General features: G+C 34.2%; 22 protein-coding genes. 16 read left to right on the forward strand and 6 right to left on the reverse strand.

All coding sequences use genetic code 11. From position 1 onward, the window contains the following. Positions 1–56 precede the first annotated feature (56 nt). Positions 57–3587: a TraB/GumN family protein gene (locus tag P7122_RS04470; protein ID WP_278004578.1), complete on the forward strand. Its 3531-nt coding sequence runs from the start codon at positions 57–59 to the stop codon at positions 3585–3587. After that, on the forward strand, positions 3577–4074 hold the full coding sequence (locus tag P7122_RS04475; RefSeq protein WP_278004579.1) for a hypothetical protein: 498 nt from the start codon (positions 3577–3579) through the stop codon (positions 4072–4074). Before P7122_RS04470 ends, P7122_RS04475 begins: the two co-directional genes overlap by 11 nt. A 21-nt stretch (positions 4075–4095) precedes the next feature. Here the strand turns inward: P7122_RS04475 and P7122_RS04480 are convergent, their stop codons facing one another. Beyond that, positions 4096–4674, reverse strand: a complete 579-nt coding sequence (locus P7122_RS04480) for a tetratricopeptide repeat protein (RefSeq protein ID WP_278004580.1) — start codon at positions 4672–4674, stop codon at positions 4096–4098. Positions 4675–4681: 7 nt separating this feature from the next. Continuing rightward, on the reverse strand, positions 4682–5581 hold the full coding sequence (locus P7122_RS04485) for a helix-turn-helix transcriptional regulator (RefSeq protein WP_278004581.1): 900 nt from the start codon (positions 5579–5581) through the stop codon (positions 4682–4684). A 200-nt stretch (positions 5582–5781) separates the two neighbouring features. Here P7122_RS04485 and hemA point away from each other — a divergent pair, with 200 nt between their 5' ends. The 6 genes from hemA (at position 5782) to hemF (ending at position 12105) form a co-directional block, all read left to right on the forward strand. Beyond that, positions 5782–7035 (forward strand): glutamyl-tRNA reductase, encoded by a 1254-nt coding sequence (hemA, locus tag P7122_RS04490; RefSeq protein ID WP_278004582.1) that lies wholly within the window; start codon positions 5782–5784, stop codon positions 7033–7035. Beyond that, positions 7028–8620 (forward strand): hydroxymethylbilane synthase, encoded by a 1593-nt coding sequence (hemC, locus tag P7122_RS04495; RefSeq protein ID WP_278004583.1) that lies wholly within the window; start codon positions 7028–7030, stop codon positions 8618–8620. Before hemA ends, hemC begins: the two co-directional genes overlap by 8 nt. 53 nt (positions 8621–8673) lie before the next feature. Next, positions 8674–9699 carry a uroporphyrinogen decarboxylase gene (hemE, locus tag P7122_RS04500; RefSeq protein WP_278004584.1) on the forward strand — a complete coding sequence of 342 codons (1026 nt, stop codon included), beginning with the start codon at positions 8674–8676 and terminating at the stop codon, positions 9697–9699. A gap of 181 nt (positions 9700–9880) precedes the next feature. Next, positions 9881–10663 carry an EI24 domain-containing protein gene (locus P7122_RS04505; protein ID WP_278004585.1) on the forward strand — a complete coding sequence of 261 codons (783 nt, stop codon included), beginning with the start codon at positions 9881–9883 and terminating at the stop codon, positions 10661–10663. Beyond that, positions 10663–11199 (forward strand): GNAT family N-acetyltransferase, encoded by a 537-nt coding sequence (locus P7122_RS04510; RefSeq protein WP_278004586.1) that lies wholly within the window; start codon positions 10663–10665, stop codon positions 11197–11199. Before P7122_RS04505 ends, P7122_RS04510 begins: the two co-directional genes overlap by 1 nt. Before the next feature lie 3 nt (positions 11200–11202). Continuing rightward, the gene (hemF, locus tag P7122_RS04515) at positions 11203–12105 is read left to right on the forward strand and encodes an oxygen-dependent coproporphyrinogen oxidase (RefSeq protein WP_278004587.1); all 903 of its coding nucleotides are present in this window, start codon (positions 11203–11205) and stop codon (positions 12103–12105) included. 2 nt (positions 12106–12107) lie between these two features. Here hemF and P7122_RS04520 read toward each other — a convergent pair whose 3' ends face one another. Beyond that, positions 12108–14744, reverse strand: a complete 2637-nt coding sequence (locus P7122_RS04520) for a DEAD/DEAH box helicase family protein (RefSeq protein WP_278004588.1) — start codon at positions 14742–14744, stop codon at positions 12108–12110. A gap of 77 nt (positions 14745–14821) precedes the next feature. Here P7122_RS04520 and hemB point away from each other — a divergent pair, with 77 nt between their 5' ends. The 7 genes from hemB to P7122_RS04555 are packed head-to-tail and all read left to right on the forward strand — an operon-like array spanning position 14822 to position 20242. After that, positions 14822–15811, forward strand: a complete 990-nt coding sequence (gene hemB, locus P7122_RS04525) for a porphobilinogen synthase (protein WP_278004589.1) — start codon at positions 14822–14824, stop codon at positions 15809–15811. Positions 15812–15814: 3 nt separating this feature from the next. Next, positions 15815–16204, forward strand: coding sequence for a c-type cytochrome (locus P7122_RS04530; protein WP_278004590.1), 390 nt, complete (start codon positions 15815–15817; stop codon positions 16202–16204). A gap of 50 nt (positions 16205–16254) precedes the next feature. Beyond that, a complete protein-coding gene (locus P7122_RS04535) occupies positions 16255–17373 on the forward strand; it encodes a CNNM domain-containing protein (protein WP_278004591.1) in 1119 nt (372 codons plus the stop codon). Beyond that, a complete protein-coding gene (locus tag P7122_RS04540; RefSeq protein ID WP_278004592.1) occupies positions 17373–17846 on the forward strand; it encodes a methylated-DNA--[protein]-cysteine S-methyltransferase in 474 nt (157 codons plus the stop codon). Before P7122_RS04535 ends, P7122_RS04540 begins: the two co-directional genes overlap by 1 nt. After that, positions 17846–18373, forward strand: a complete 528-nt coding sequence (locus tag P7122_RS04545; RefSeq protein WP_278004593.1) for a PaaI family thioesterase — start codon at positions 17846–17848, stop codon at positions 18371–18373. The genes P7122_RS04540 and P7122_RS04545 overlap by 1 nt, the downstream gene beginning before the upstream one ends. A gap of 4 nt (positions 18374–18377) precedes the next feature. After that, positions 18378–19532, forward strand: coding sequence for a serine hydrolase domain-containing protein (locus tag P7122_RS04550; RefSeq protein ID WP_278004594.1), 1155 nt, complete (start codon positions 18378–18380; stop codon positions 19530–19532). Continuing rightward, on the forward strand, positions 19529–20242 hold the full coding sequence (locus tag P7122_RS04555; RefSeq protein ID WP_278004595.1) for a 3'-5' exonuclease: 714 nt from the start codon (positions 19529–19531) through the stop codon (positions 20240–20242). The genes P7122_RS04550 and P7122_RS04555 overlap by 4 nt, the downstream gene beginning before the upstream one ends. A gap of 53 nt (positions 20243–20295) precedes the next feature. Here the strand turns inward: P7122_RS04555 and P7122_RS04560 are convergent, their stop codons facing one another. Then, complete coding sequence (locus P7122_RS04560) at positions 20296–22437, reverse strand: M43 family zinc metalloprotease (RefSeq protein ID WP_278004596.1); 2142 nt, start codon at positions 22435–22437, stop codon at positions 20296–20298. Positions 22438–22685: 248 nt separating this feature from the next. Between P7122_RS04560 and P7122_RS04565 the strand changes: the two genes are divergently transcribed. After that, complete coding sequence (locus P7122_RS04565; RefSeq protein WP_278004597.1) at positions 22686–24377, forward strand: ABC transporter ATP-binding protein; 1692 nt, start codon at positions 22686–22688, stop codon at positions 24375–24377. Here the strand turns inward: P7122_RS04565 and P7122_RS04570 are convergent. Together P7122_RS04570 and P7122_RS04575 are read right to left on the reverse strand one after the other, a co-directional pair. After that, positions 24372–24497 carry a hypothetical protein gene (locus P7122_RS04570; RefSeq protein ID WP_278004598.1) on the reverse strand — a complete coding sequence of 42 codons (126 nt, stop codon included), beginning with the start codon at positions 24495–24497 and terminating at the stop codon, positions 24372–24374. The genes P7122_RS04565 and P7122_RS04570 overlap by 6 nt on opposite strands. Before the next feature lie 173 nt (positions 24498–24670). Beyond that, positions 24671–25561 carry an alpha/beta hydrolase gene (locus P7122_RS04575; protein WP_278004599.1) on the reverse strand — a complete coding sequence of 297 codons (891 nt, stop codon included), beginning with the start codon at positions 25559–25561 and terminating at the stop codon, positions 24671–24673.

Genomic DNA, 25561 nt, shown 5'->3' on the forward strand with positions numbered 1-25561 from the left:
TCATGGCTATTTCAATGATTTAAATATCTTTACAAGTCATGATTATAATGTACAAAATGAAAAAAATTCTTACAGCCCTAATATTTACAATTTCAATTACTGCCTTTTCACAACAACAATATCAGAGTTTACTTTGGGAAATCTCTGGAAACGGTTTAGAAAAAACGTCATATCTATATGGCACCATGCATGTAAGTAAAAAAGTGGCTTTTAGATTAGATGATGTTTTCTACAAAGCGCTTAATGAAAGTGAATGCGTTGCTTTAGAATCTGACCCTATTACATGGCCAGGTTTTAATTACGACATGATGATTGATGAAATGGCTTTCTATAACAACTACAGACAAGGTTTTTACACCAACCTTTTTAAGCTAACTCATCCTGAAGAAATGGCTGTAAGAGCTTCGGTTAGGATGGACAATGGCGCTGTAAATGCTTATTTGTACAGGAAAAATAATGCTGCAGATAATTTTGAAGAAGAAACATACCTAGACATGTTTATCTATCAGGCAGGAAAGAAAAATGGTAAAGAAATTTATGGCTTAGAAGATTTGGCAGAGTCTCGTTATCTAACCACCAAAGCAGCTTATAACACCAACAAAAAAGATATTGATCCTTGGTTGCAAAAATTATACGCTAAAGAAAACCCTTACCTTATACAAGAAAATCTTTATCGCGATAGAAATTTAGACCTTTTAGACTCTATTGGCGCAGGTTCTAACACCGAATTTTACAGAGAAAACATGCTCTTTATCAGAAATGAGAATATGGTAAATTCTCTTGTAGAGTTAATGCCTAAAAAGTCTGTATTTGCAGGTGTTGGCGCAGCACATTTACCAGGAGACAAAGGTATGATTAACATGCTTCGCGAAAGAGGCTATACCGTTAAAGCCTTAACCTCTGAGCAAACCGATTTTAGTAAAACAGAAAAAACAAAACTCGATAGTCTTTTTGTTGAACCAATTCTTAAAAACCATATCACACCAGATGATTTTTTAAGCCTTAATACTTATGATGAATTACGCGAATTCTCTTATGGTGGACAGAAGTATTATTTAGATCCAGACATGACCAATGGTGCTTACTTAACTGTAAACAGAATTAGCCGTTTCACCTATCTTCCTAACGAGAAAGAAAACATGACACTTAAGGAAATAGATGATTTATTGTATGAAGATATTCCTGGAGACATTGTTAAAAAAGAAGAGTTAAAAGAACCTTATCCTGGTTTGAGCATTGTTAACAAAACAAAGAAAGGCGAATTTCAGAAGTATCATATCTACCAAACGCCTTTAGAAATTATAATTATAAAATATGCTGGTCGCAGTGATTTTGTGCTTAAACACGAAGCTAAAATATTTAATTCAATAGATATAAAAACACCTACAGATTCAATTATATTATTTAGCTCTCCTACTAAAAAGTTTCAAGTGAATTTTCCTGAATATTACGTTACAAGTAACATGAACAACAAAGGGAAAAAACTACTAGAAGGCTACAGAAACAATGCTTATTATTTTGTTGAAGAATCCACGCTTCACGATTTAAGCTACATTGAAGAAGATAGTTTTGAGGCTAAGTACTTCCATCATGCGCTTTATTTAAACTATAAGCTTACTGAAGCTGAAGGAGGTTTTAAAAGAGGCGATTACAAAACTTATGAATCCAGAGCCGTTTTAGACTCTACAACAGGGAAAAATCTTCACCTTAAAACAGTTGTTAAAGATGGTAGTTACTACCTTTTAGGATACGTTGGCACTAATGATGAAGAGAAAACAGATTTTTTCAAATCTTTCAAATTCAATAAAACAAATTATTCTGGTTTTGAAAAAGTAGCAGACACCTCACTTCATTTTACGGTAAACACAGTTGCTAAATCTCCATTACCAAATCCATATGGTTATGGCTATTACGGCTCTAACAAAGACGACAAAGATTACGAAGAAAAAACGAAATCTACCACATATTCTACAAAGGCTAATGAACAAATAGAAATTACAAGAACTAAGTTTCATGATTTGCAAATGTTTCATAACATTGATAGTCTTTGGCTAGACGTAGAACGCAAAGCAAATGGTGCTACACGTTACTACACACCACAAAAGAAATTTAGAATTTTCAATAGATCTAAGTCTAAAAAAGACAATATCTATTCCTATTCGTTTAAGTACACAGATAGCAACAGCGCTAAGCAGGTTATGGTAAAAAACATTCTAAAAGAAGGTGTTCTTTTTGAACTAAAAACCATGGTAGATTCTATAAGCGGACCATCAAAATTTGTAACCGAATTTTATGATTCATTCACACCTGTTGACACCTTAATGGGTAAAAATGTATTAGAAGATAAAACCAAACAGTTTTTTGAAGCACTAAAAGAAAACGACAGTATTATTTTAGAATCTTACAGCCTTATAAAGTTTAAAAAACACAACAGTAAGGATATTGTATCTGTCCTAAAAGATTTTGAGTTTGACAAAGAACGTTTAAATATAAAATCGCACTTAGTTGGCCAACTTGTTGAAATAGACCTTAAAAACAATCTGGATTTTATAAAACAATTATACTACGATAGCTACTCAGACCCTCAAACTCAATCTGCAATATTAGAAGGCTTATTTGATTCTAAGAAGAAAGAAAACTTTGAGCTGGCTATGGATTTAATGGAGCGCGACTTACCGCTTGGTGGTATAGGCGGAATATTTTATAACTACTACAGAAAAGATTCTCTAGAGTTAAAGGCGTCTATGTTTCCTAAAATTTTACAATACAGCACTATTAGCGAGTACAAGCAACCTCTTTACGATTTATTAGCGCGAGTTAAAGACTCTGGTTTAATAAAGACTAAGGCGTATAAAAAATATAAAAACCAAATCATAAACGATGGTAAAATCGAGGTAAAACGTAGCCTAAGTAACTCTGGCTATGGTTATGGCTACAACTCTTATTCAGACGACCTTTCTACTTATGTTAACTTAATTTTCCCATACAGAAAAGAGCGTTCTGCTAAAGACTTTTTTGAAAAAATGCTGAATGTAGACGACACTTCTGCATTGGTAAGATATTACGTTTTACTGGCTAAAAACAAAGAACAAATCCCTTCAGAATTAAAAGAAAAACTAGAAGACGATGAAGAGAATCAATACAGACTTGTAGAAGAGCTTGATGAAGCCAAAATGTACAGCACCATAAAGTCGCTTAACATAAGTCAGCAACAATTTGCAAAATCTATGCTTTTAGATAATGCAGAGTATGAAAAAGAAAAGGACTCTCTTGTCTTTTTAATGAAACGCGATTTTAAAACCGACAAAGGCAATAAAGATGCTGTAATGTATTTCTTTAAAATAGATAAAGATGATGACTATTCTGGTAAATCTCAGGAACTGCATTACATCTCTTTTGTAAAACCTAAAGACAGTAAAAAACTAGTTGTAGACTATTATGACACAAGCAACAGCTACGGAACTACTGTTGATGAAACCAAAGAACTAGACGAACAAATTGAAGAAATCATTAACCTTGCTATTTACAAAGACCGAAAACGGGTAACACCAACCTCGCGTGGCTATAATGGGTATTATGATTATTAGGCTTAATAAAACCCTCATCATTGCTGTTCTTTTATTATTGCTATCTGGACTCAGTTTTTCTCAAAACTTAGATAGCTTACAACTAAAAAAGTTTCTAAAGGAAATAGACGCCATTGAATATTCGTCTGATGATTTTAATAAATTAAAACAACACATCAACTCTAATAGTCAAGCATTAAAGTTAATTACTGATAAAGCAAATAACGGAAGCAAAAGTCACATTGAGTTACTTGAAATTCTAGAACTTTCATTTGATGAAGCTAAGGTTAAGTATGGTGAAAAGAATGTAAAAAGTCTGATTTTTTCATATTACAAATCCAACGACATATTAGAAAGATTCAAAAAGTTAGACTCAAGTTTTCAAGCTCAAAACAATAGAATAAAATTAGAACAAGATTCTATTTCTAAAAAAGTAGAGTTTAGTGATGAAATAAAAAAAGAGCTTGAAAATTACAAGAAACGATTAGATAGTATTAAAGGGAATTAATACTACTTATTATAACATTTATTATTTCATATAATTCCTCAACTGATTTACCATCTCCCAATGGTTATAATTATTAAACTCCTGAAGAACTTTACGGTATATAGAATCATTAGGCCTTCTTTCTATATATGATTTTAGTAATGTTTTACTTCTAACGCTATCTCCTATCGTCATAAGCATTGTAGCCATACTCAACGTGTCTGTTTTAGACCAATACTCTTGCTCCTTTTTAGAAAATACTTTTCTAGCCTTTTCATAATACACTTCCGACTCTTCTTTTTTGTCAAAAAGCATCAACAAAAATGCTGTATTCGAATAGTACTTATAAGATTCGGGATCTAGTTCTATTAGTTTTTTATTCAATCTTAAGGATTCTTCAAAATTTCCTGTCTGAAAAGTTAACTCTGAAAGAACCTTATATGCATCTATGTTTGAGTTATCAATTGAGATTATTTTTTCGCAATCTTTTATTGCATCACTTTTATTTCCAGAAATTCTATTAGCAGTTACTTTATCAAATAATGTAGCTATTTCTTTTTCTTTACTAAGATTACAACTAAAAAGCACGAAGATTAATATCAAGTATACAATTTGTCTCATATTATTGTTAGCTACTAGCCGTAATATACTTCTTAGGAGTCGTTCCAAATTTCTTTTTAAAAGCTGCAATAAAATGACTGGCTGTACTGTAACCTACCTTTAGCCCAACCTCATTAACGTTATGGTCGCCAGACTCTAAAAGTTTGCGAGCCACTTCCATTTTATAGTCTAGCAAAAAGCCATAAACCGTATCTCCATAAATTTGCTTAAATCCTTCTTTTAGTTTCTTTAAACTTAGGCCAATAGTTTCCGAAAGTTCTTGTAAACTTGGCGGCTCAGCTATATTAGCAATAATAATATCTTTTGCTTTTTTAAGCTTTGCCACATTAACCTCATCTACTAAAAATGGACATTGCTCAACATCTGCATCTTCATTTCTGTTAAAATACAAACTCAACAACTCATAAACCTTACCTTTAAAATACAGTGGCTTTATCGTTTGATTAAGGTTAAAACTTATCATCTGATTTAGCACCACTGCCATAGATGGGTTTATAGAGCCATCTGTATAGTACTTTTTGTTTTTATTCTCATCTGACAAAAAGGTAACGTAGTTAGCATCTTGAGAAAAGAGGCTATGAAATTTATTTATAGACATTACAAAAGATACCAACCAAGAGTGTGGTTGTAACTCTAAATGTATTGGCAAATCGCGTTGAGGATTATACAATAGTAAAGATGTTTCCTCTTTAATATTTAGCGTATATGTTCCATTATTAAATACAAAATCAGCTGAGCCTTTGGTGCAAAAATGAAATTGTATATACGTGCTATCAATCTCACGTTCAAGAATTTCAACAGCACTCGCTTCATTTTTGTGTGTTAATACAAAAAAGCCATCTTCAATAAAGGTTTCATCAAAAGTACCTCTAGCGACACTTTTTGAAGGCGTATTTTCTAATTTCATTTTCTCCTTATTTAGATTCGTTCTAAACAAAAGGCTGTAAAACCCTTGATTTTACTGTAAAAATATGACAAAAATCATGTTTCGTAAAAAAACGACGCTAAAAAACCAGAAACGACACTTTATGTTCTTTTAGCGTTATTTTTTTTATAACAACACTTATAAATTTGCGATGTTAATTTCCAAGTCAGGTAAACGAGCGAATGCAACAACACAAAAACACATATTTCTACGCTATAGGTCTCAGCTATCAAAAAGCTGATGCCGAAGTACGTGGTCATTTTAGCCTAAGTGATACTGCTAAACAAAACCTATTAACAGAAGCCAAACAAAACGGCATAGAAAGCCTTATTGTAATTTCTACTTGTAACCGAACAGAGTTATACGGTTTTGCTGAGCATCCATACCAACTTATACATCTGCTTTGCGAAAACACAAAAGGCACTGTAGAAGAGTTTCAAGATGTAGCTTACGTACACAAAGGCAAAAGTGCCATACATCACATGTTTAGAGTTGGCTCTGGTTTAGACAGTCAAATCTTAGGTGATTTTGAAATTATAAGCCAACTAAAATTCGCTGCAAGAGCTTCAAAAAAAGAAAGCTTACTTAACTCGTTTACAGAGCGTCTTGTAAATTCTGTAATTCAGGCAAGCAAACGCATAAAGAACGAAACAGAATTATCCTCTGGAGCAACATCAGTGTCTTTCGCTTCTGTTCAGTATATTATGAATAATGTAGAACACATTTCAGAAAAAAACATTCTACTTTTTGGTACTGGTAAAATAGGACGAAACACTTGCGAAAACCTAGTAAAGCACACTAAAAACTCGCACATTACCCTTATTAACAGAACAAAAACTAAAGCTGAAGAAGTTGCAGGAAAATTCAATCTTATTGTAAAAGATTATGAAAATCTTGAAACAGAAATTAACAACTCTGATATTGTTATTGTAGCTACAGGTGCTCAGAATCCAACGGTTTTTAAAGATTTAATTACCACAAAAAAACCACTATTAGTTTTAGATTTATCCATCCCAAAAAATGTAAACGAAGATATAACAGAGTTAAAAAATGTATCTTTAGTACACATGGATGATTTGGCTAAAATTACGGATGACACTCTAGAAAAGCGCAAAGCTTTTATACCAAAAGCCGAAGCTATTATAGAGGAAGTTATGGCCGATTTTAATACTTGGCTAAACACCTTAAAGTTTGTACCTACAATACAAGCCTTAAAACATAAACTTACCGATTTTAAAAATTCGGAATTAAATACACAGCGCAAAAAATTAGCCGATTTTAATGAAGATCAGGCAGAACTGATTACCAACAACATTATTCAAAAAATAACCAATCAGTTTGCGCACCACTTTAGAGAAGACAACGATACGTCTGATGAGAGTTTAGAACTCATCAAAAAAATATTTCAGCTAGAAGAAACTTCACAGAATGTCTAAAATTATTCGCATTGGCACACGCGATAGCCAATTAGCACTATGGCAAGCTAAAACTGTACAATCACAGTTAGAACGCTTAGGCCACAAAACCGTATTAGTACCTGTAAAATCAACAGGAGATATTGTACTTGACAAACCGTTATACGAATTAGGTATCACAGGTATTTTCACCAAGACTTTAGATATTGCTATGCTCAATGAAAGCATTGATATTGCAGTACACTCACTAAAAGATGTTCCTACAGTTTTACCAAAAGGTATTGTACAAGCTGCTGTTATAAAACGCGGCAATGTTAACGATACCTTGGTGTTTAAAAACAATGAAGAGTTCTTATCTGCCAGAGACGCTGTTATAGCTACAGGTAGTCTTCGCAGACGTGCACAATGGCTTAACCGCTACCCAACACACAAGGTTGAAAACATACGTGGCAACGTTAATTCAAGATTGCAAAAACTTGAGGATAACGAGCATTGGAATGGTGCTATTTTCGCTGCAGCTGGTATTGGCAGATTAAACATAAGACCAGAAAACGCTATCAATTTGCATTGGATGATTCCTGCTCCTGCGCAAGGCGCCATTATGGTTACTGCTTTAGAAAAGGATGAAGAGATCCTAGAGATTTGCCAGGAAATTAATCATGAAGAAACTCAAATTTGCACAGCAATTGAGCGCGAATTCTTAAACCGATTAGAAGGTGGTTGTACAGCACCAATTGGAGCCTTAGCCTTTATTAAAAATGAAGAAGTCAACTTTAAAGGCATTCTTCTAAGTAAAGATGGTACCAAAAAAATTGAAGTTGCTAAAGTTGTGCCTTTAGGAAAGCATAACGATTTAGCAGAATTTTGCGCTAACTATATTATTGGTAAAGGTGGTAAAACACTTATCGACCAGCTTCATAGAAGCAAGCAAGAAACCAATATCTATTCAACAAAAAAATTAACAGACGACCAATTGTTATTGTTTCATAATGACGTTGTTGCAGATAGTAATGATGCGATTAAAATCAGTCTTAATCGCATTCCAAAAACGGTCGTTCGTAATGAAATTAAAAATGTAATTATTACCAGCAAAAATGCGGTTGAAGCTTTGCTTCATAATTTTTCGGCAATAGAGTTACAATTCAAAAATATTTATTGTGTTGGCAGACGCACAAAGCGTTTGGTTGAAAAACGAATAGGCAAAGTCACGCACACAGAATCTAACGCTAAAAAATTAGCCAACTATTTAGTTGAATATATAGAAGGCACAGAGGTCACCTACTTTTGTAGTGACTTGCGATTAGATGATTTACCAAACATATTATCTGAAAATAACATTACAGTTAACGAAGTTGAAGCCTACCAAACCAAGTTTGATGCTGATAAAGTTGAAGCTAATGTAGATGGAGTCATGTTTTATAGTCCTTCAACAGTAGAAAGCTATTTAAAACAGAATAAAGCCACTTGTATTGCTTTTTGTATAGGAGAAACCTCCGCAAAAGCGGCAAGTCAGTATTTTGAAGATGTTCGCATTGCAAAAGCACCGACTGTTGAGAGTGTTATTGAGTTGGTGAATGATTATTTCCTGCAAAAGCAGGAATCTTAAAAAATTAAGTTACAATTAAACCAAATTCCTTCCATATAAGGAATGACAGAACTATGATAAAGAACGACCTATACCTAAGAGCATTAAAAGGAGAAACTGTAGAACGTCCACCAGTTTGGATGATGCGTCAAGCTGGTAGATACCTTCCTGAGTTTATGGAAATTAAGGCTAAATACGACTTTTTTACGCGTTGTCGCACTCCAGAATTGGCAAGTGAGATTACCGTACAACCTATTCGTCGTTATGGTATGGATGCTGCTATTTTGTTCAGCGATATTTTGGTGATTCCACAAGCCATGAATATTGAGGTAGAAATGAAACCTAATTTTGGTCCTTATTTACCAAATCCTGTGCGTTCTCAGAAAGATGTGGATAATGTTATTGTTCCAGATGTTCATGTTGAGCTAGATTATGTAATGCAAGCTATAAAAGCTACCAAAGAATTACTTAACGACGAAATTCCACTTATTGGTTTTGCAGGTTCGCCATGGACAATTTTATGCTACTGCGTACAAGGACAAGGTTCTAAAAACTTTGATAAAGCTAAAGAGTTTTGTTTTACAAATCCTGTTGCGGCTCATAATTTACTTCAAAAAATAACAGACACTACTATTGCTTACTTAAAAGCGAAAGTAGCTGCTGGTTGTAATGCCGTTCAGATTTTTGATTCTTGGGGAGGCATGCTTTCTCCTGTGGATTATCAGGAATTTTCTTGGCAATACATTAACCAAATCATTGAAGCTTTAAAAGACGATGCTCCTGTAATCGCTTTTGGTAAAGGCTGTTGGTTTGCTCTAGGTGAAATGGCAAACTCTAATGCGTCTGCTTTAGGAATTGACTGGACATGTTCTGCTAAAAACGCACGTTACTTAACTGGTGGAAATATTACATTACAAGGTAATTTTGACCCAACACGTTTATTTTCACCTCCTAGTGAAATTAAGAAAATGGTGCACCAAATGATTGATGAGTTTGGAAAAGATAAATACATTGTAAATTTAGGCCATGGAATTTTACCAAATATTCCGCTAGATAACGCCAAGGCTTTTATTGATGCTGTGAAGGAATATAGAAGCTAACCCATAACCTTCCCTAAAGGAAGGAAAAGAAATGCACCTTAGCTTGGTAAGTTGCTTTAATGTAACAAATTAGGTAAAAAAACGTCTATTGTTTTGAGATTAAAATCAATTGAAAATTAATATCTTCATTTAAACAATCAACAAATTCCCTTTCCGAAGGAAAGGGTTAGGGATAGGCTTTATGATACAAGACATATTTAGAGGACTTCAGGTTTATACAGGAGCTTACGGATTAATTTCAAAATTAAAATTGTGGAAATACTTCGTTATTCCTGTAATAATAAGTGTTGTTGTATTTGCTATGATTTTTATTTCGGCTTACGGATTGTCAGATAATCTTGGAGAATGGATGGCTGGCATTTGGATTTGGGAAACCGGAAAAGTAACATTTAAAGCCATTTCAACATTTATTGGTGGCATTGTCATTTTTGCAATAGGCCTAATCCTCTACAAGCACATTATAATGGCATTGTCTTCGCCTTTTATGAGTCCTGTTTCAGAAAAGATTGAAGCTTACTTTACTGGCAAACCTGCCAAGAATTATGTGAGTACTAATTTTAGCAAACAGCTTGTTAGAGGTATTAGAATTGGTTTACGAAACCTATCTAAAGAACTGCTTTATACACTGCCAATATTAATACTTAAGCTTATTCCTGTTGTAAATATTTTTTCAACCGTTTTACTCTTTTTAGTTCAGGCGTATTATGCCGGTTTTGCCAATATGGATTACACACTCGAACGTCATTTTAAGTATAAAGAAAGCGTTGCATTTATAAGACAGCATAGAGGTTTAGCTATTGGCAATGGTATTGGGTTTTTACTATTATTACTCATTCCTGTGGTTGGTGTTATTTTAGTGCTGCCTTTGAGCGTAACCTCAGCGTCAGTTATTGCAGTAGATTTATTGTTTGATGATGACGAAGAGATTGGTTTTGAACCTTTTGACAAAATAGATCTTAGCTAATGATATTACGTTTTAACGATTTTGAAATTAGTGCTGTACACGAAGGTGATGCCTGGAAGATTTGCGACTTTTGCGTTACAAATTCAGATCGATTAAAACACTTTTTTCCATTAACGTTGCAACAGAATTTAAACCCAACTTTATCACAATTATTCGTAGATAAAAAGGTGAAACAATTCAGAAATAACGAAGAGTTTTTATTCACCTTAAAGCATTCTGAAAGCCGAAAACTAACAGGTCTTATCTATATTAAAGAGCTCAACTGGGACACAAAACAAGGAGAATATGCTTATTGCATCGACTACAACCTAAAAGGCAAAGGATTGATGTCAGAAGCCATTGCAGAACTCAATAAATACGCGTTTAACACACTAGGTTTAAAAACCCTTCAAATTATAACGCACAAAGACAATATTGCCAGTGCAAATGTTGCTATAAACAATAATTTTGTGTGGCAAAAAACACTCATAAATGAATATACTCCTCCTGGTGAACAACCTTTAAATATGGAGTTATATGAATTATATAAATCATAGATTTTGAAAGACAAATTTTACAACTACATACAAGAATTACAAGATACCATAACCTCTAAACTTGAAGCTATTGATAGCAAAGCAAAATTTCATGAAGATCTTTGGAAACGACCAGAAGGAGGTGGCGGCAGAACTCGTGTGATAGAAAATGGTAATGTATTTGAAAAAGGAGGAGTTAATATTTCTGCTGTTCATGGTGCGTTACCAAAAAGTATGCAAGCCTATTTTGGTGTAAAAGATGCTGATTTTTTTGCTTGCGGATTGAGTTTAGTCTTACATCCAAAAAACCCTATGGTGCCAACAGTACATGCTAATTGGCGCTATTTTGAAATGTACGACCAAGACGGCAATATTGTAGATCAGTGGTTTGGTGGTGGTCAAGATTTAACGCCTTACTATTTGTTTGAAGAAGATGCCAAACACTTTCATCAAACCTGCAAAACTGCCTGTGATAAGCACAACACAGACTTCTACCCAAAATACAAAGCACGTTGCGATGAGTACTTCCATAATGCACACCGAAATGAAGCTCGAGGCATAGGTGGATTATTTTTCGATTATTGTAAAGCAACTAATGAGATGACCATGGAAAATTGGTACGATTTCGTTACTGAAGTTGGTGATAGTTTCTTAGAAGCTTATGTCCCAATTGTTGAAAAGCGTAAAGATTTACCATACACTCAAGAACAACGCGATTGGCAAGAAATACGTCGTGGTCGTTATGTGGAATTCAATTTAGTACACGACAAAGGCACACTTTTCGGACTTAAAACCAACGGACGAATTGAAAGTATTTTGATGAGTTTGCCACCACATGTACAATGGGTTTATGACCATCACCCTGAAAAAGGAAGCGAGGAAGAAAAATTGATTGATGTTTTACAAAATCCTAAAGAGTGGGTTTAGTTCTACTGCCAAACTGTAGAAGTATCTAAATTATTTTTTAGTTCGTTAGATCTATGAAATAATCTGGCTTTTAATAGCAATCGCCTACCTTCAGGTTGCCTTGTGTAAACCAGTTTGGTTTTTCCCATATGTTTTACCCAATGCTTCAGAAAACACTTTGCGTCCTCTTTGTTTTTACCAAAGACTTCTGGAACTGGATAGAAATTTTCAATATTAAATCCCTTTTTGAAAAAATTGGTGTTGATAATAATATATCTTGGTGATGCTACTGGCTCTAAAAGTTCAGTTAAGGTCTTAACAAAAAAGGCTTCTTCATAATTACTAGCACCTTTTAAATTACAAACCACAGCATTAGAGACTAATTTGTGCGTGTAAACTTTAATCCTATTTCGATCTGTATTCAAGAGTTGCATCTCATTCATGGTATCTACAATTGCTAATCCTATATTTTTGATTTTTCTGTGCAAAAATCCATGTCTTAAATAGTAAACTGTAGCCTTGTAAAGTTTATAACCAAAGTATGCCAAGGCGATACAACCAACAACCTTTAATCCTGAAATGACCTTTGGCGGAGCTATAAGATTAAACGCCAACAAAATACTACCAGAAAAGAATATTATTAAGGCCAAAGCCATTTCTATAGCTATTAACTGTGATGCTTTTGCAAAATAGAATTGTCGTTGTGCTTTAAACTGAGGTGTTTTAAAATCTTGAAGTTGTACTTGTCGAGTTAATTTATTGCCTTCACCTATGGAGTTTTTCCAATTCAAAAAGGTCTGCGCTCTTCCCACAGAATTGGTTACACTTGATGCATTTAAAGTCTCTAAATCTTCCTCAGATATTTCATTTGGTATACCCAAACGTTCAAAACCATTTGTGATGTATGGTAATTTTGTGTTGGTAATACCAACAAAGGCCTCAAACCTTCGTTTTAATAATTCTAACTCTTTTCCTCCATATTTATCCGTAGGATCAATGCAAGCCAAATGCCAAATGTTGCTGGTTTTTTGAGGGTTATTTGCATCTCTTCTAATGGCTCTTCCTCGCATTTGGTTAGACGACACAAAAGACCCAACAAAGGAAGCCAATATTAAACTGTTTATAGATGGTGCATCCCAACCTTCTCCAAGCAAGGCTTTTGTGCCTATTAAAACTTTAAAAACACCATCTTCAAAAAGCTTGGTAATGATGCCTACAAGGGCTTTTCTCGCTTTATCAGAACCTGATACTAAGACAAAATTATCGTCTCCTTTTAAGGTTGTAAACACATACGAATTTTCATTGCCATAGGCTTCAATAGCGTGCATTTTTGAGTAATGAATTACAACAATAGTACCTGTAAGCACTGCCAAATCTTTATTATCTACAGAGCTCGTTCTCAGATAATGAAAAATAGGAACAACACCTATCTTATTAATTTGCTCAAAATCCTGATCTGAAGTGTTTAAGAATTCTTTCCGAACATAGTCCGTTAACACCACACAGCGTAAATCATCTTTAAGCGATAGTCGTTCTGAGTTTACAATTTCTACAATACTTTCAATCTTACTAGGACTAAAAGCTAATGATTTGTAAACTGTATCATTACCTGATAAATTAACCTTGTTTTTTTCTAAAAGATTAAGTTGTCTTAATTGTTTTTCGAGTTTTGAAAGATATTCTTCATAATCTTCAAGTTGCTCTCTGTCTTCAACTAAAAGGTTTTGCAACAGAATTTCTAACCATTCAATATCTAACTGTGGAAAACTAACATTATCCGTTTTACTCAATCCTAAAATGCTCAACCTATAATTATCTACAGGAATATTAACCGCATTAAGCGTTATTAGTAGTGATGAAAAAAACGTGGTATTGGTATAAACGGCATCTTCATAATCTTCTGGATTGGTGTAAAACCGATGATTTTCAATAAGCGAAATAAACCTCTCATCGCTTAACAAATCTGCTCTTAGCGTTTCAATATTATCTCTATATTCCTGAATGTGATGCAATTCAGAATCATACGGTTTTGAGAAGTAAACAAAATCTTGATGTGGACTCAAATCCTTTTCCCTTATAAGACTTGGTACTGAGATTTCATCATCTACATCACCACAAAGCGTAAAATATTTACTCACCTCTAAACTCGAACTATCATAAGGTGGTGTTGCTGTTAATGCCACAATAAAATAAGGTTTGCTCTTTTTTAGAGCAATTAAACAGTTCCACCACGCATTTTTTAAATGATGTGCCTCGTCTAAAACGAGTGTTTCAATATTGTGCGTTTTAAAAAATTCAAGAAAGTCCGTTTTATCCTCAAATGATTTGTAAAATGAATGTAGAGACTGGTAGGTAGAGAAAGTAATATCACTTGGATTTTTCACATCAAACGAAAAGGCTTCAAACGCCTTTTTATCTGTAAAAAACGACTGCAGTCTATCTTGCCATTGATCTCTAATGGTTAATGTTGGCGCAAGCACAAGCGTCTTTTTTCCTATTCGCCTTAAAATTTCAATACCTAAAATAGTCTTACCGGAACCTGGTGGCGCAATAACATGAAAATGCTGATCTGAAATGTGTGTCTCAAAATTATCTAATAGTTGCTTTTGGTAGCTTCGCCAAGGAAATTGAAATTGTAAAAGACTGAGACGTTCTGACACTCTTAAATGGGTTATATTGATTAACTTTGTATTTGCTAAAAATAAGCATATTCACTTTTATATTCAGAATAACAATTATGTTCCCAATACGAAGAAACCGAAGATTAAGAACAAGCGAAGCCATTAGAAGTTTAGTTAGAGAAACCTATATAACACCAAATGATTTTCTGGTACCGCTTTTTGTGGTTGAAGGCAATGGTGTAAAAGAAGAAATTGCTTCTATGCCTAATTACTATCGTTTTAGTCTGGACTTACTTAAAGACGAAGTAAAAACACTTTGGAGTTTAGGATTAAAATCGGTTTTATTATTCGTAAAAGTTGATGATAAATTAAAAGACAATAAAGGTACTGAAGCATTAAACCCAAATGGATTGATGCAACGTGCCATACAAACTGTAAAAGCCGTTTGCCCAGACATGTTGGTAATGACAGATGTGGCTTTAGATCCGTTTTCATCTTATGGACACGATGGTATTGTAGAAAATGGAAAAATTATCAATGACGCAACCGTTGAAGTTTTAGCCGAAATGAGCATTTCTCATGCTGAAGCTGGAGCCAATTTTGTAGCACCAAGCGATATGATGGATGGTCGTATTCTTGGTATTCGTGAGGCATTAGATCAATCTAACCTAATCGATGTTGGGATTATGAGCTATTCTGCAAAATACGCCTCAGCTTTTTATGGGCCTTTTAGAGATGCTTTAGATTCTGCTCCTGTAGATATGGTAGATGTGCCAAAGGATAAAAAGACGTATCAAATGGATTTTGCTAATCGTGAAGAAGCGCTTAGGGAAACCGAAATGGATATTAACGAAGGAGCAGATATTGTTATGGTAAAACCAGGACTTTGCTACTTAGATATTGTAAGAGATATTAAGAATAATTTTGACGTGCCATTAGCTGTATACCAAGTATCTGGAGAATATGCTATGCTAAAAGCCGCAGCAGAAAAAGGCTGGTTAGACCATGATGCTGTAATGCTAGAACAAGTTACTTCAATAAAGCGTGCTGGTGCTGATATTATAGCAAGCTATTTTGCTAAAGATGTTGTGAAATTAATACAATAAAACTTGAAACGGTTTGCCTTCATATCAATTTTTATAATCGTTGGAGGTTTATTTGTTTTATTTTTTTCTTTAACCACTTCTTATCAACAACCTGGTTGTGGCGTAAAAGAGTTTGAACCATTTTGCGGTACTACAAATCCATCTGAAAATGCTTCTAAAGGCAAACAAATATTTAACACCAACTGTGCTGTTTGCCATAAACTAAATAAGGATATGACTGGACCAGCTTTATCCAAAAAGGCTAAATTTTATGATTCTATAAGTTTTAGTTCATTTATAAAACAAAATACTCGCGTTCATCCTATTGATAGTTTATATAATTCAAATTGTATGAAATTTCCAAATTTATCAAATGAAGATAGCTATAGGCTATTCGAGTATATTTCTAAGTAAATTTCTTATTTCATTTCGTAACTTAGCATTAACTTAAACCAAAAAAATTAATGGGCTTACTCATATTCTACGCTATAATTTCTATTTTCTTTTCCTTTTTGTGTTCTATTCTCGAGGCTGTTTTACTCAGTATAACACCAACATTTATTAATGTAAAAAAGAAAGAAGGCAAAGCTTATGCTGCAGATTTAGAAGAGTTAAAAAAAGATGTAGACCGTCCGTTAATTGCCATTTTAACACTAAATACTATTGCGCATACAGTAGGCGCAATATTAGTAGGTGTGCAAGCTAAAGTGGCCTATGCAGAACTCTACGGAAACACCAAAAGAAGTATTCTTGGTATCGAATTAACTGAAGATGTTATGGTAGGTTTGGTATCTACGGTAATGACGATACTAATTTTAGTAGCTTCAGAAATTATTCCAAAAACCATTGGAGCAACCTTTTGGAAACAACTTGCCAACTTTACAGCAAAAGCGCTTAATGTCCTAATATTTCCATTAAAATGGACTGGGATTTTGTGGGTATTACAACTTACCACAAAACTAATTGGAGGCAAAGGTCACGGCAGTGTTTTGAGTCGCGAAGGATTTGTTGCCATGGCAGATATTGCTCACGAAGAAGGTGTTTTTGAAGAAAACGAAAGCAAAGTCATTAAAAACCTGCTTAACTTTAAAGAAGTACAAGCTAAAGACATTATGACGCCTCGTACGGTCTTAAAAACTGAAAACGAAACCATGACAGTTAGAGACTTTTTTGAAGCCAACTCTAATATTCGTTTTTCAAGAATTCCTGTGTACACTGAAAATCCTGATAATATTACTGGTTTAGTTTTAAAGGATGAAGTGTTTAAAGAAATGGGATTGGGTAATGGTGATAAATTACTGTCTGAAATTAAGCGAAGCATCATCATTGTAAACCGAAGTTTGCCAATTCCAACATTGTTTGAACAGCTTGTTGAAAGCCGAAACCACATGGCTCTTGTAGTAGATGAATATGGCTCTGTAAGCGGCATCGTAACTATGGAAGATGTTATTGAAACACTTCTAGGACTAGAGATTATGGACGAAAGTGATAACGTATCTGACTTACAAATGCTTGCCAGAAAAAGTTGGGAAAGCAGAGCAAAGCGTCTTGGCTTAATAGACAACGAGAATCCTGAAAATTAATGGACACCTGCTATATTGAAACTCCGCTTGGTATTGCCAAAATTGTTGGTGACAAAGATGGCATTACTCACGTTTCAATATTAGATAACTCTGAAAACACTTCCGATAGTATTCCTGAATCGCTTTTAGAATGCGTAACTCAGCTTAAAGCGTATTTCAACAGTCAGCTTAAATCTTTCGATTTAAAATTAAATCCTGAAGGCACAGATTTTCAGAAAAAAGTCTGGAAACAACTCTCTAAAATCCCTTACGGAAAAACCATTTCTTACCTCGACCTCGCCAAACAGCTTGGTGATGCCAAAACCATACGTGCTGCAGCAAGTGCAAACGGCAAAAATCCGCTTTGGATTATTGTGCCTTGCCATCGTGTTATTGGTACAGACGGAAGTCTAACGGGTTATGCTGGTGGTCTGCACCGCAAACAATGGCTACTAAACCATGAGAGCGAATACAAGCAACAATCTCTATTTTAATGTATAAATCTGGCACAAAATTTTTAAAACGCTTTTTTAAAGTTTCAACCATTTATAAATATGGTTTTAATTGGTCTCCAATGTATCGCAGATCAACAGCTAAACTTATTGAAGTAAGCGACGATTTGCATTATGTAAAAATTAGGATAAAACTCAACTGGAAAAACAGAAATTACGCAGGTACTATTTTTGGAGGTAGTATGTTATCTGCTACAGATCCGATTTATATGATTCAGCTAATTCAGATTCTTGGTGAAGATTATGTTGTTTGGGATAAAGCTGTAGAAGCACGCTACAAAAGACCAGCAAAAACAACTATATACGGAGAGTTTAAGTTTACTAAAACCGAAATAGAAATACTAAAAACTAATGTTAACAGAGATAAAGAAGTTGATATTGCAAAAACCATGCATCTTGTTGATGATAAGCAAAATATAATCGCTACTTTTAATAAAACACTGTACATCGCAGAAAAAGCATATTACAAACAAAAACTAAAAAATCGCAAACAAAACACCAACTTATAACCACATGAAATTCTTTAAAAAATTACTCAAATTCCTTGTCATATTTTTTGGGCTACTTATTGCCATACTATACATTACAGATACCGATTACTTACTAAAAGCTGTACGCACTATTTATTTAAATGGCCATAGCACAGCCTTCCTTGAAGACTACAAGTACTTTGATAATAAAGAAGTAAAAGCCAGCGATAATCCAGAGCCTTGGCCAAACCACAAAGATTATAATTCTATAAAGCCAACAGATGAACTCTCTAAAGCCAACAAAGATTGGGGAACTATAGCGTATGTGATCATTAAAAATGATAGTATTTGGTTTGAAGAGTACTACGATGGTTTTGGCGAAGACTCTAAATCTAACTCATTCTCTATGGCAAAAAGCTATGTGTCTGGCTTGCTCGGCAAAGCTATAATAGATGGTTATATTAAAAGTTTAGATCAGCCTGTTTGTGATTTTCTTCCTGCATTTTGCGATGATAAAGCAAAAAAAATGACTGTCGGAGACTTAAGCAGTATGGCATCTGGCACTAACTGGGATGAAGCATATTATTCACCATTATCTATTACAACTCGCGCCTATTTTGATGATGATTTAGCCAAAGTAATGAATGGCCTAAAAATGGATACAGAACCAGGACAAGCCTTTAAATATGCTAGTGGTGACACACAAATGTTAGCTATGGTGATAGAAAAAGCTACAGGCAAAAAACTATACAAATATTTAGAAGAAAGCTTCTGGAAACCTCTGGGAAGCGAAAACGATGTACTATGGCAAGTTGATAGCGAAGACCACGATTTGGTAAAAGCCTATTGCTGTATTGCCGGAAATGCAAAAGATTTTGCGCGTTTTGGAAAGCTATATAAAGACCATGGCAAATGGAATGGAAAACAAATCTTAGACTCAGCCTTTGTGGCTAAATCCATTACTCCTCGTTTTGCTGAAAGCCCAGAATATGGTTACGGATGGTGGATAAAAGATGTTGATGGAAAAAGTTTTAAAATGATGCGTGGTCACTTAGGGCAGTATGTTATCGTACAACCAGAAGACAATGTAATTATTGTAAGACTAGGACACCAAAAATCACCAGATGCAGGTGTTGGTGCGTTTACATCAGACATTAGCTTATATATTGATGAGGCTTATGAAATGTTAGGTTTATGATTTCAAAACTCAATCTTGAAAACATATTATTCTTAGATATTGAAACCGTTCCAGAGACGGAACACTTTTCAGATTTAGACACTACCAAACAAAGTCTTTGGGAAGCTAAATCTAGATACCAACGTAAAGAAGAGTTCTCGGCAGAAGAATTTTATGACAGAGCTGGCATTTGGGCAGAGTTTGGTAAAATCATTTGTATTTCGGTTGGTTATTTTAAAATGGAAGGTGATATCCGAAATTTTAGAGTGACTTCTTTCTATGGTGAAGAAGATAAGATTCTTAAGGACTTTAAAAACCTTATCATTTCTCATTTCAGCCAAAACAAGCATATGCTATGTGCTCATAATGGAAAGGAATTCGACTTTCCTTACATAGCAAGACGTATGATTATTCACAATATAGAATTACCATACAAACTCAATTTATTTGGCAAAAAACCTTGGGAAGTACCTCATCTAGATACTCTAGAGTTATGGAAGTTTGGTGATTATAAAACCTACACTTCTCTAAAACTACTAACCAATGTATTGGGCATTCCTTCACCTAAAGATGATATTGATGGTAGCGAAGTTTACCGCGTATATTATGAGGAAAATGACATTGACCGCATCATTACTTATTGCGAAAAAGACACTGTTGCCGTGGCACAAATTTTCTTGCGCTTAAGAGGTGATGAGTTGCTTCATGACAATGAGATAAAGCATATATAAAAAAAGCTCTGATTTTTATCAGAGCTTTTCTTTACATTAATTTATGAATACCACTATTCTTTTATAAACTTTCTTGTCATTACATCTTCACCATCATTTACTTCTAAGAAGTACATTCCTGATTTTAATTCTGAAACATTAATTTCAGAAGATGTTTTACCAGAAGATACAATTTGTCCTAACATATTTATTACCTTATAAGAAACCGCAGAATTCTCGTTAAAAGTCTTGATATAAAGCGTACTTCCTTTTACAGGATTAGGATACATTAAGAAATCATATTCAGAATCTAACGTTTCCTCACTAAGAGTTCTAAGAGGTCTTATACTATTCTCAGTGGTTCTTGTCCCAACGCCTATTCCAGTAATTGTAACTTGATCTATATATATATGATCTGCATTAGCGCTGGCATCACACTGAAATCTAAATTGAGAGTTGCTCGCAAAATTATACTGATTAGCATCTAAAGTTACTGTAGCAGTATAGAATGTATTATTATTAAAATTAGTACCTCTTGCGTAGGTTGCTACTGTTGTCCATGAAGATCCGTTGTAAAAACGTAACCAGAAATCTTCACCATTTTCCATACTATACGCATAGAAATAGAATTCAACTTCTACTTGGTTATAGCCAGTTAGATTAAATGTTGGTGAAGTCATCGCTGATGCTGTACCAGAGTTGTCTCTGATTCTTATAGAGTAATTACCTTCATAAGAACGCGATCCTGAGTAACGTGCACAATCACTTCCTCCATCAGACCAGCCATCCCAGCCAGTTTCAAAATAACCTTCATGTAATATCTCTGTTCCACCTGTAGAGCAAGGCGCACAAGATCCTCCACAATCTATTCCGGTTTCATCTCCATTTTGAATACCATCTGTACAAGTTGGCTCTGGAGTAGTATTACCAAGACATATTTCTGTTGACTCAGAACCACTAAAAGAACCACCTGACGCTAGCACACCTGAAGCATCTGTAACAGAATAAGAACCGTTGCCATAAGAACAACAAATACCATCACCATAAGCATCGGTTATTGTAAATGTATAACAGCCATCTGGTAAACATAAATCTTCAGATATAGTAGAACCGTCTGCTTGAGAACCGTAGGTACCACCAGAAGCTACCGTTTGACCACTACTGTTAGTAACTGTCCATGCAGTTTCCTCTGGATAGTTATCTAAAGTAATAGAAACATTAACTAAATTATCGCTACACTCTGTTTGGCATGGTGCGCAAGATCCACCACAGTCTACTCCAGTTTCATCTCCATTTTGAATACCATCTGTACAGCTTGGCGTAGTACCACCACCTCCATCGCATTTATCTGACAATGCAAGGCTTCTTCTTACACCTCCTGGCTCTAATACTGCGCGCATTCTATCTTTTTGTCCTTGAGTAAACAAGTTCATACAAGAGTCATCACTATAATCCATGTAGTTTTGAACCATATCTGTACTTCCGCATGACACATGACCTGTAGCACATCCATAGTTAGCACCATCAGATGTTGGTGTATCGCTAACAAAATCATCTACAGAGCAGCCACCATCTCCCCAAATATGTCTAAGATTTAGATAATGCCCTACTTCGTGTGTTGTTGTTCTTCCTAAGTCAAAAGGTGCAGACAAATAAAATCCTGAACCTCCAGCACTACTTCCAAAGTATTGCGGACTCATTACTACTCCATCTGTAGCTGCACTACCACCAGGAAACTGAGCATAACCTAAAATTCCGCCACCAATATTACACACCCACATATTAAGATATTGTGAAGTATCCCAAGGGTCTACACCACCTTGAGATGAACTCTTCATAGCATCATTAGTTCCCCAAGATGTTCTGGTAGATGATTTTCTTGTAATACCATTGGTTGCATTTCCATTAGGATCTACACTAGCCATACAAAACTGAATTTGAGTATCTGCTGCCTGAGACCAAGTATTATCTGCATCTGAATTTAGTCTTCTAAAATCATCATTCAGTACTTGTATTTGAGACAAAATCTGAGCGTCGCTGATATTCTCATTAGAATTTCTGTAAATGACATGCACCACTACAGGTATGGTAATAATATCCCCCTCTACTCTATTTTGAGTCATTTGAGATACTTTGTTTTGAGTATATTGCTCAATTTCTTGCATTCTTTCTTCAAGATCTGGATCTAATTGTTTTCGGTATTCCAGGTTTTCCATGGTTGAACATTCCCTTTGTTGGGCTAACAAGCTTCCAAATAATAAGAAGCACACAAAAACTAATGTAATTTTGCTTTTCATGTTAATAATTTAAATAGTTAGTAATTTTTTAGTTAAAAACTGAACGAAACTATTAATTTTTTGTTAAAATAAAAATATTACGAAAACGTTTTCGATAAAAAACGATGAGTTTAAATATTATTACGTTTTTACCGTAAAGCCTTTAGAGAAAATGACTACATTTACTTATGGCAAATAAAAAATTGTTGAGTGTAAAAGACTTAAACATTTCTGCTTTTAAGTCTAATCTAGAGCATAAGATTATCCACAACATATCTTATGACTTATTTGAAAATGAAATTGTAGCGGTTGTTGGTGAGTCTGGCTCAGGAAAATCGGTTTCTTCTCTAGCTGTAATGGGCTTATTGCCAAAACAAATCCTAAAAATAACATCGGGTTCTATCACTTTTGAAAATGAAGAAATATCACAACTATCGGATAAACATTTTCAAAAAATTAGAGGCAATAAAATTGCAATGATATTTCAGGAACCCATGAGTTCTCTAAATCCATCTATGCAATGTGGTATACAGGTCGAAGAAATTTTACAACAGCACACAAACCTTTCAAAATCTGAAATTAAGACCGAAATTCTTTCACTATTTGAAAAAGTAAAACTGCCTAATCCTAAACGGATATATAAGTCTTATCCGCATGAAATCTCTGGCGGCCAAAAACAACGTGTTATGATTGCCATGGCTATAGCATGTAAGCCCAAAATACTCATTGCTGATGAGCCTACAACAGCATTAGATGTTACTGTACAAAAAGAGATTTTATTGCTTTTGAAAGAAATACAAAAAGAGACTAAAATGAGTATTTTATTTATTTCTCATGATTTATCTCTTGTTTCTGAACTTGCAGACAGCGTTGTAGTAATGTATAAAGGTGAAATTGTTGAACAAGGTAAAACGTCTTCAATTTTTAAAGAACCAAAACACATCTATACCAAAGCACTTATTAACGCAAGACCGTCTACAAAAATAAGACTCAAAAAACTACCTACAATTTCTAACTTTATGAAGGGAGAAATTGATAACAACATTATTACTAAAGAAGAGCGATCTGCAAATCATAAAAACTTATATAGCCAAAACCCTTTGCTAGAAGTTATTGATGTAAAAAAAACCTATCTTTCTAAAAAAGGTTTTTTTTCTAAAAACATCGTATTTAAAGCTGTAGATGGTGTTAGCTTTAAGGTATATCCTGGCGAAACTATTGGTTTGGTAGGTGAGTCTGGTTGTGGCAAATCTACTCTAGGAAATGCTATTCTTCAGCTAGACAAAGCCACTTCTGGAAGTATTAAATACAAAGGAAAGGACATAACCAATTTAAAAAAATCTGAATTAAGAGCATTGCGAAAAGACATTCAAATTATATTTCAAGATCCCTTTGCTTCTCTAAACCCGAGGATGACTGTCGGCAATGCCATAATAGAACCCATGACAGTTCATAATATTGGTGATTCTTTTGAAGAAAGAAAGGAAAAGGTTATGGACATCTTAACAAAAGTTGGACTAGATACTTCTAGCTTTTATAAATATCCTCATGAGTTTTCTGGAGGCCAAAGACAACGTGTTGGTATTGCCAGAACTATTGCTCTACAACCTCAACTCATTATATGTGACGAATCGGTTTCTGCCTTAGACATTTCTGTACAGGCACAGGTACTTAATCTATTAAATGATCTAAAAGCTCAGTTTGGGTTTACTTACATATTTATATCTCATGATCTTGCTGTTGTTAAATACATGGCAGACCAATTGCTGGTAATGAATAAAGGTAAAATTGAAGAAATTGGAGATGCTGATAAGATTTATGCTTCTCCTGAAAGAGAGTACACTAAAAAATTAATTCATGCTATCCCAAAAGGGTTATAGCATGAATATTTTCTTAGTTAACTTTAACACACCCGAAATAACTCTTAGTGTGTTTTTTAAGTTTGAAAACAATAAGTTTTCATTAAAAGTAGGTTCTGGTAGATTTGATTTGGTTTTCATAAGCTTTAGTTTATGCTAGATTTGGGGCAAAATCTGTAAATTAAGTTTATGGTAAATTAGGGTTAACTTGGTTGTTTTGATTTGGGATTACTAATATCTAAAAACAAAACGAATTAATCTGCTAAAATGCATTATAAATCGCTGAAATGCATTTAATTTTAACATTTAAGAGTTTATTCGCTCATTTTTAGAAGGAATCCAAACAATTTTTCAGCATATTTTTTACCTCCTGTTTCAAACAATCCATAATGTCCTCCTCCTTGTACAACAACAAATTCTTTTTCATTTGATGCTAAATTTGAAAATAAAGCTTCACCATATTCAAAACTGATATTTTTATCTGCATTACCATGAGCAATAAGCACTGGTTGCTTAATACGTTTTACAGATTCTAAAGGCTTAACTTTATTGGGATTGAAGTCTGTAAGCTCACTTGCTTTATCTAAGGTTAAATCGCAGATCCACTTTAATCCAATTCCAAAACAATATCTTGCTTGATAGTCATATACAATTTGTCTTAAATCGGTAAAGGTACTTTCTATAACACCAAATTCTAGCCTTTTATCATACTCCATAGTCTGTAAAGCTATTGCGCCTCCTAAAGAATTTCCCCATATACCAACTTTTGTATCGTGCCTTACTTTTTTAATTTCATCAATTATTATTGAAATGTCTTTCTTTTCTAAATATCCGTAAGTAGAAAATTTCCCTTCACTTTTGCCATGAGCTCTATTATCAAAAATCCAACTTTCAAATCCCAACTCAGCAAGGGAAATAGCTAAACTTGTAAAGTGCTCTTTGCAACCTCCTATTCCATGTACTAATATGATTGATGCTCTTGTAGAATCTGTTAAAGATGGCACACGATAACCCTTTAAATTAATACCATCAAAAGATTTTATATTAACTACTTCGTAAGGTATGTTATTAGAGTCTAAGTGATTTTCGCTATTTACTCTTTGAGGTTGTAAAATAGCATAAGGCAGGACATGTTGTGTTATAACATAAATAGATATGCCTATAAAAATTACGAGTCCAATTAGTATTTTGTTACGTCTTTTCAA

The sequence above is a fragment of the Winogradskyella marincola genome (genome assembly GCF_029624125.1).
Lineage (GTDB): Bacteria > Bacteroidota > Bacteroidia > Flavobacteriales > Flavobacteriaceae > Winogradskyella > Winogradskyella marincola.

Bases quoted from the DNA above. Each gene is read 5' to 3' on its own strand.
- P7122_RS04470 (WP_278004578.1), top strand. From the start codon at position 57: ATGAAAAAAATTCTTACAGCCCTAATATTTACAATTTCAATTACTGCC.
- P7122_RS04475 (WP_278004579.1), top strand. From the start codon at position 3,577: ATGATTATTAGGCTTAATAAAACCCTCATCATTGCTGTTCTTTTATTA.
- P7122_RS04480 (WP_278004580.1), bottom strand. From the start codon at position 4,674: ATGAGACAAATTGTATACTTGATATTAATCTTCGTGCTTTTTAGTTGT.
- P7122_RS04485 (WP_278004581.1), bottom strand. From the start codon at position 5,581: ATGAAATTAGAAAATACGCCTTCAAAAAGTGTCGCTAGAGGTACTTTT.
- hemA (WP_278004582.1), top strand. From the start codon at position 5,782: ATGCAACAACACAAAAACACATATTTCTACGCTATAGGTCTCAGCTAT.
- hemC (WP_278004583.1), top strand. From the start codon at position 7,028: ATGTCTAAAATTATTCGCATTGGCACACGCGATAGCCAATTAGCACTA.
- hemE (WP_278004584.1), top strand. From the start codon at position 8,674: ATGATAAAGAACGACCTATACCTAAGAGCATTAAAAGGAGAAACTGTA.
- P7122_RS04505 (WP_278004585.1), top strand. From the start codon at position 9,881: ATGATACAAGACATATTTAGAGGACTTCAGGTTTATACAGGAGCTTAC.
- P7122_RS04510 (WP_278004586.1), top strand. From the start codon at position 10,663: ATGATATTACGTTTTAACGATTTTGAAATTAGTGCTGTACACGAAGGT.
- hemB (WP_278004589.1), top strand. From the start codon at position 14,822: ATGTTCCCAATACGAAGAAACCGAAGATTAAGAACAAGCGAAGCCATT.
- P7122_RS04535 (WP_278004591.1), top strand. From the start codon at position 16,255: ATGGGCTTACTCATATTCTACGCTATAATTTCTATTTTCTTTTCCTTT.
- P7122_RS04540 (WP_278004592.1), top strand. From the start codon at position 17,373: ATGGACACCTGCTATATTGAAACTCCGCTTGGTATTGCCAAAATTGTT.
- P7122_RS04545 (WP_278004593.1), top strand. From the start codon at position 17,846: ATGTATAAATCTGGCACAAAATTTTTAAAACGCTTTTTTAAAGTTTCA.
- P7122_RS04550 (WP_278004594.1), top strand. From the start codon at position 18,378: ATGAAATTCTTTAAAAAATTACTCAAATTCCTTGTCATATTTTTTGGG.
- P7122_RS04555 (WP_278004595.1), top strand. From the start codon at position 19,529: ATGATTTCAAAACTCAATCTTGAAAACATATTATTCTTAGATATTGAA.
- P7122_RS04560 (WP_278004596.1), bottom strand. From the start codon at position 22,437: ATGGAAAACCTGGAATACCGAAAACAATTAGATCCAGATCTTGAAGAA.
- P7122_RS04565 (WP_278004597.1), top strand. From the start codon at position 22,686: ATGGCAAATAAAAAATTGTTGAGTGTAAAAGACTTAAACATTTCTGCT.
- P7122_RS04570 (WP_278004598.1), bottom strand. From the start codon at position 24,497: ATGAAAACCAAATCAAATCTACCAGAACCTACTTTTAATGAAAACTTA.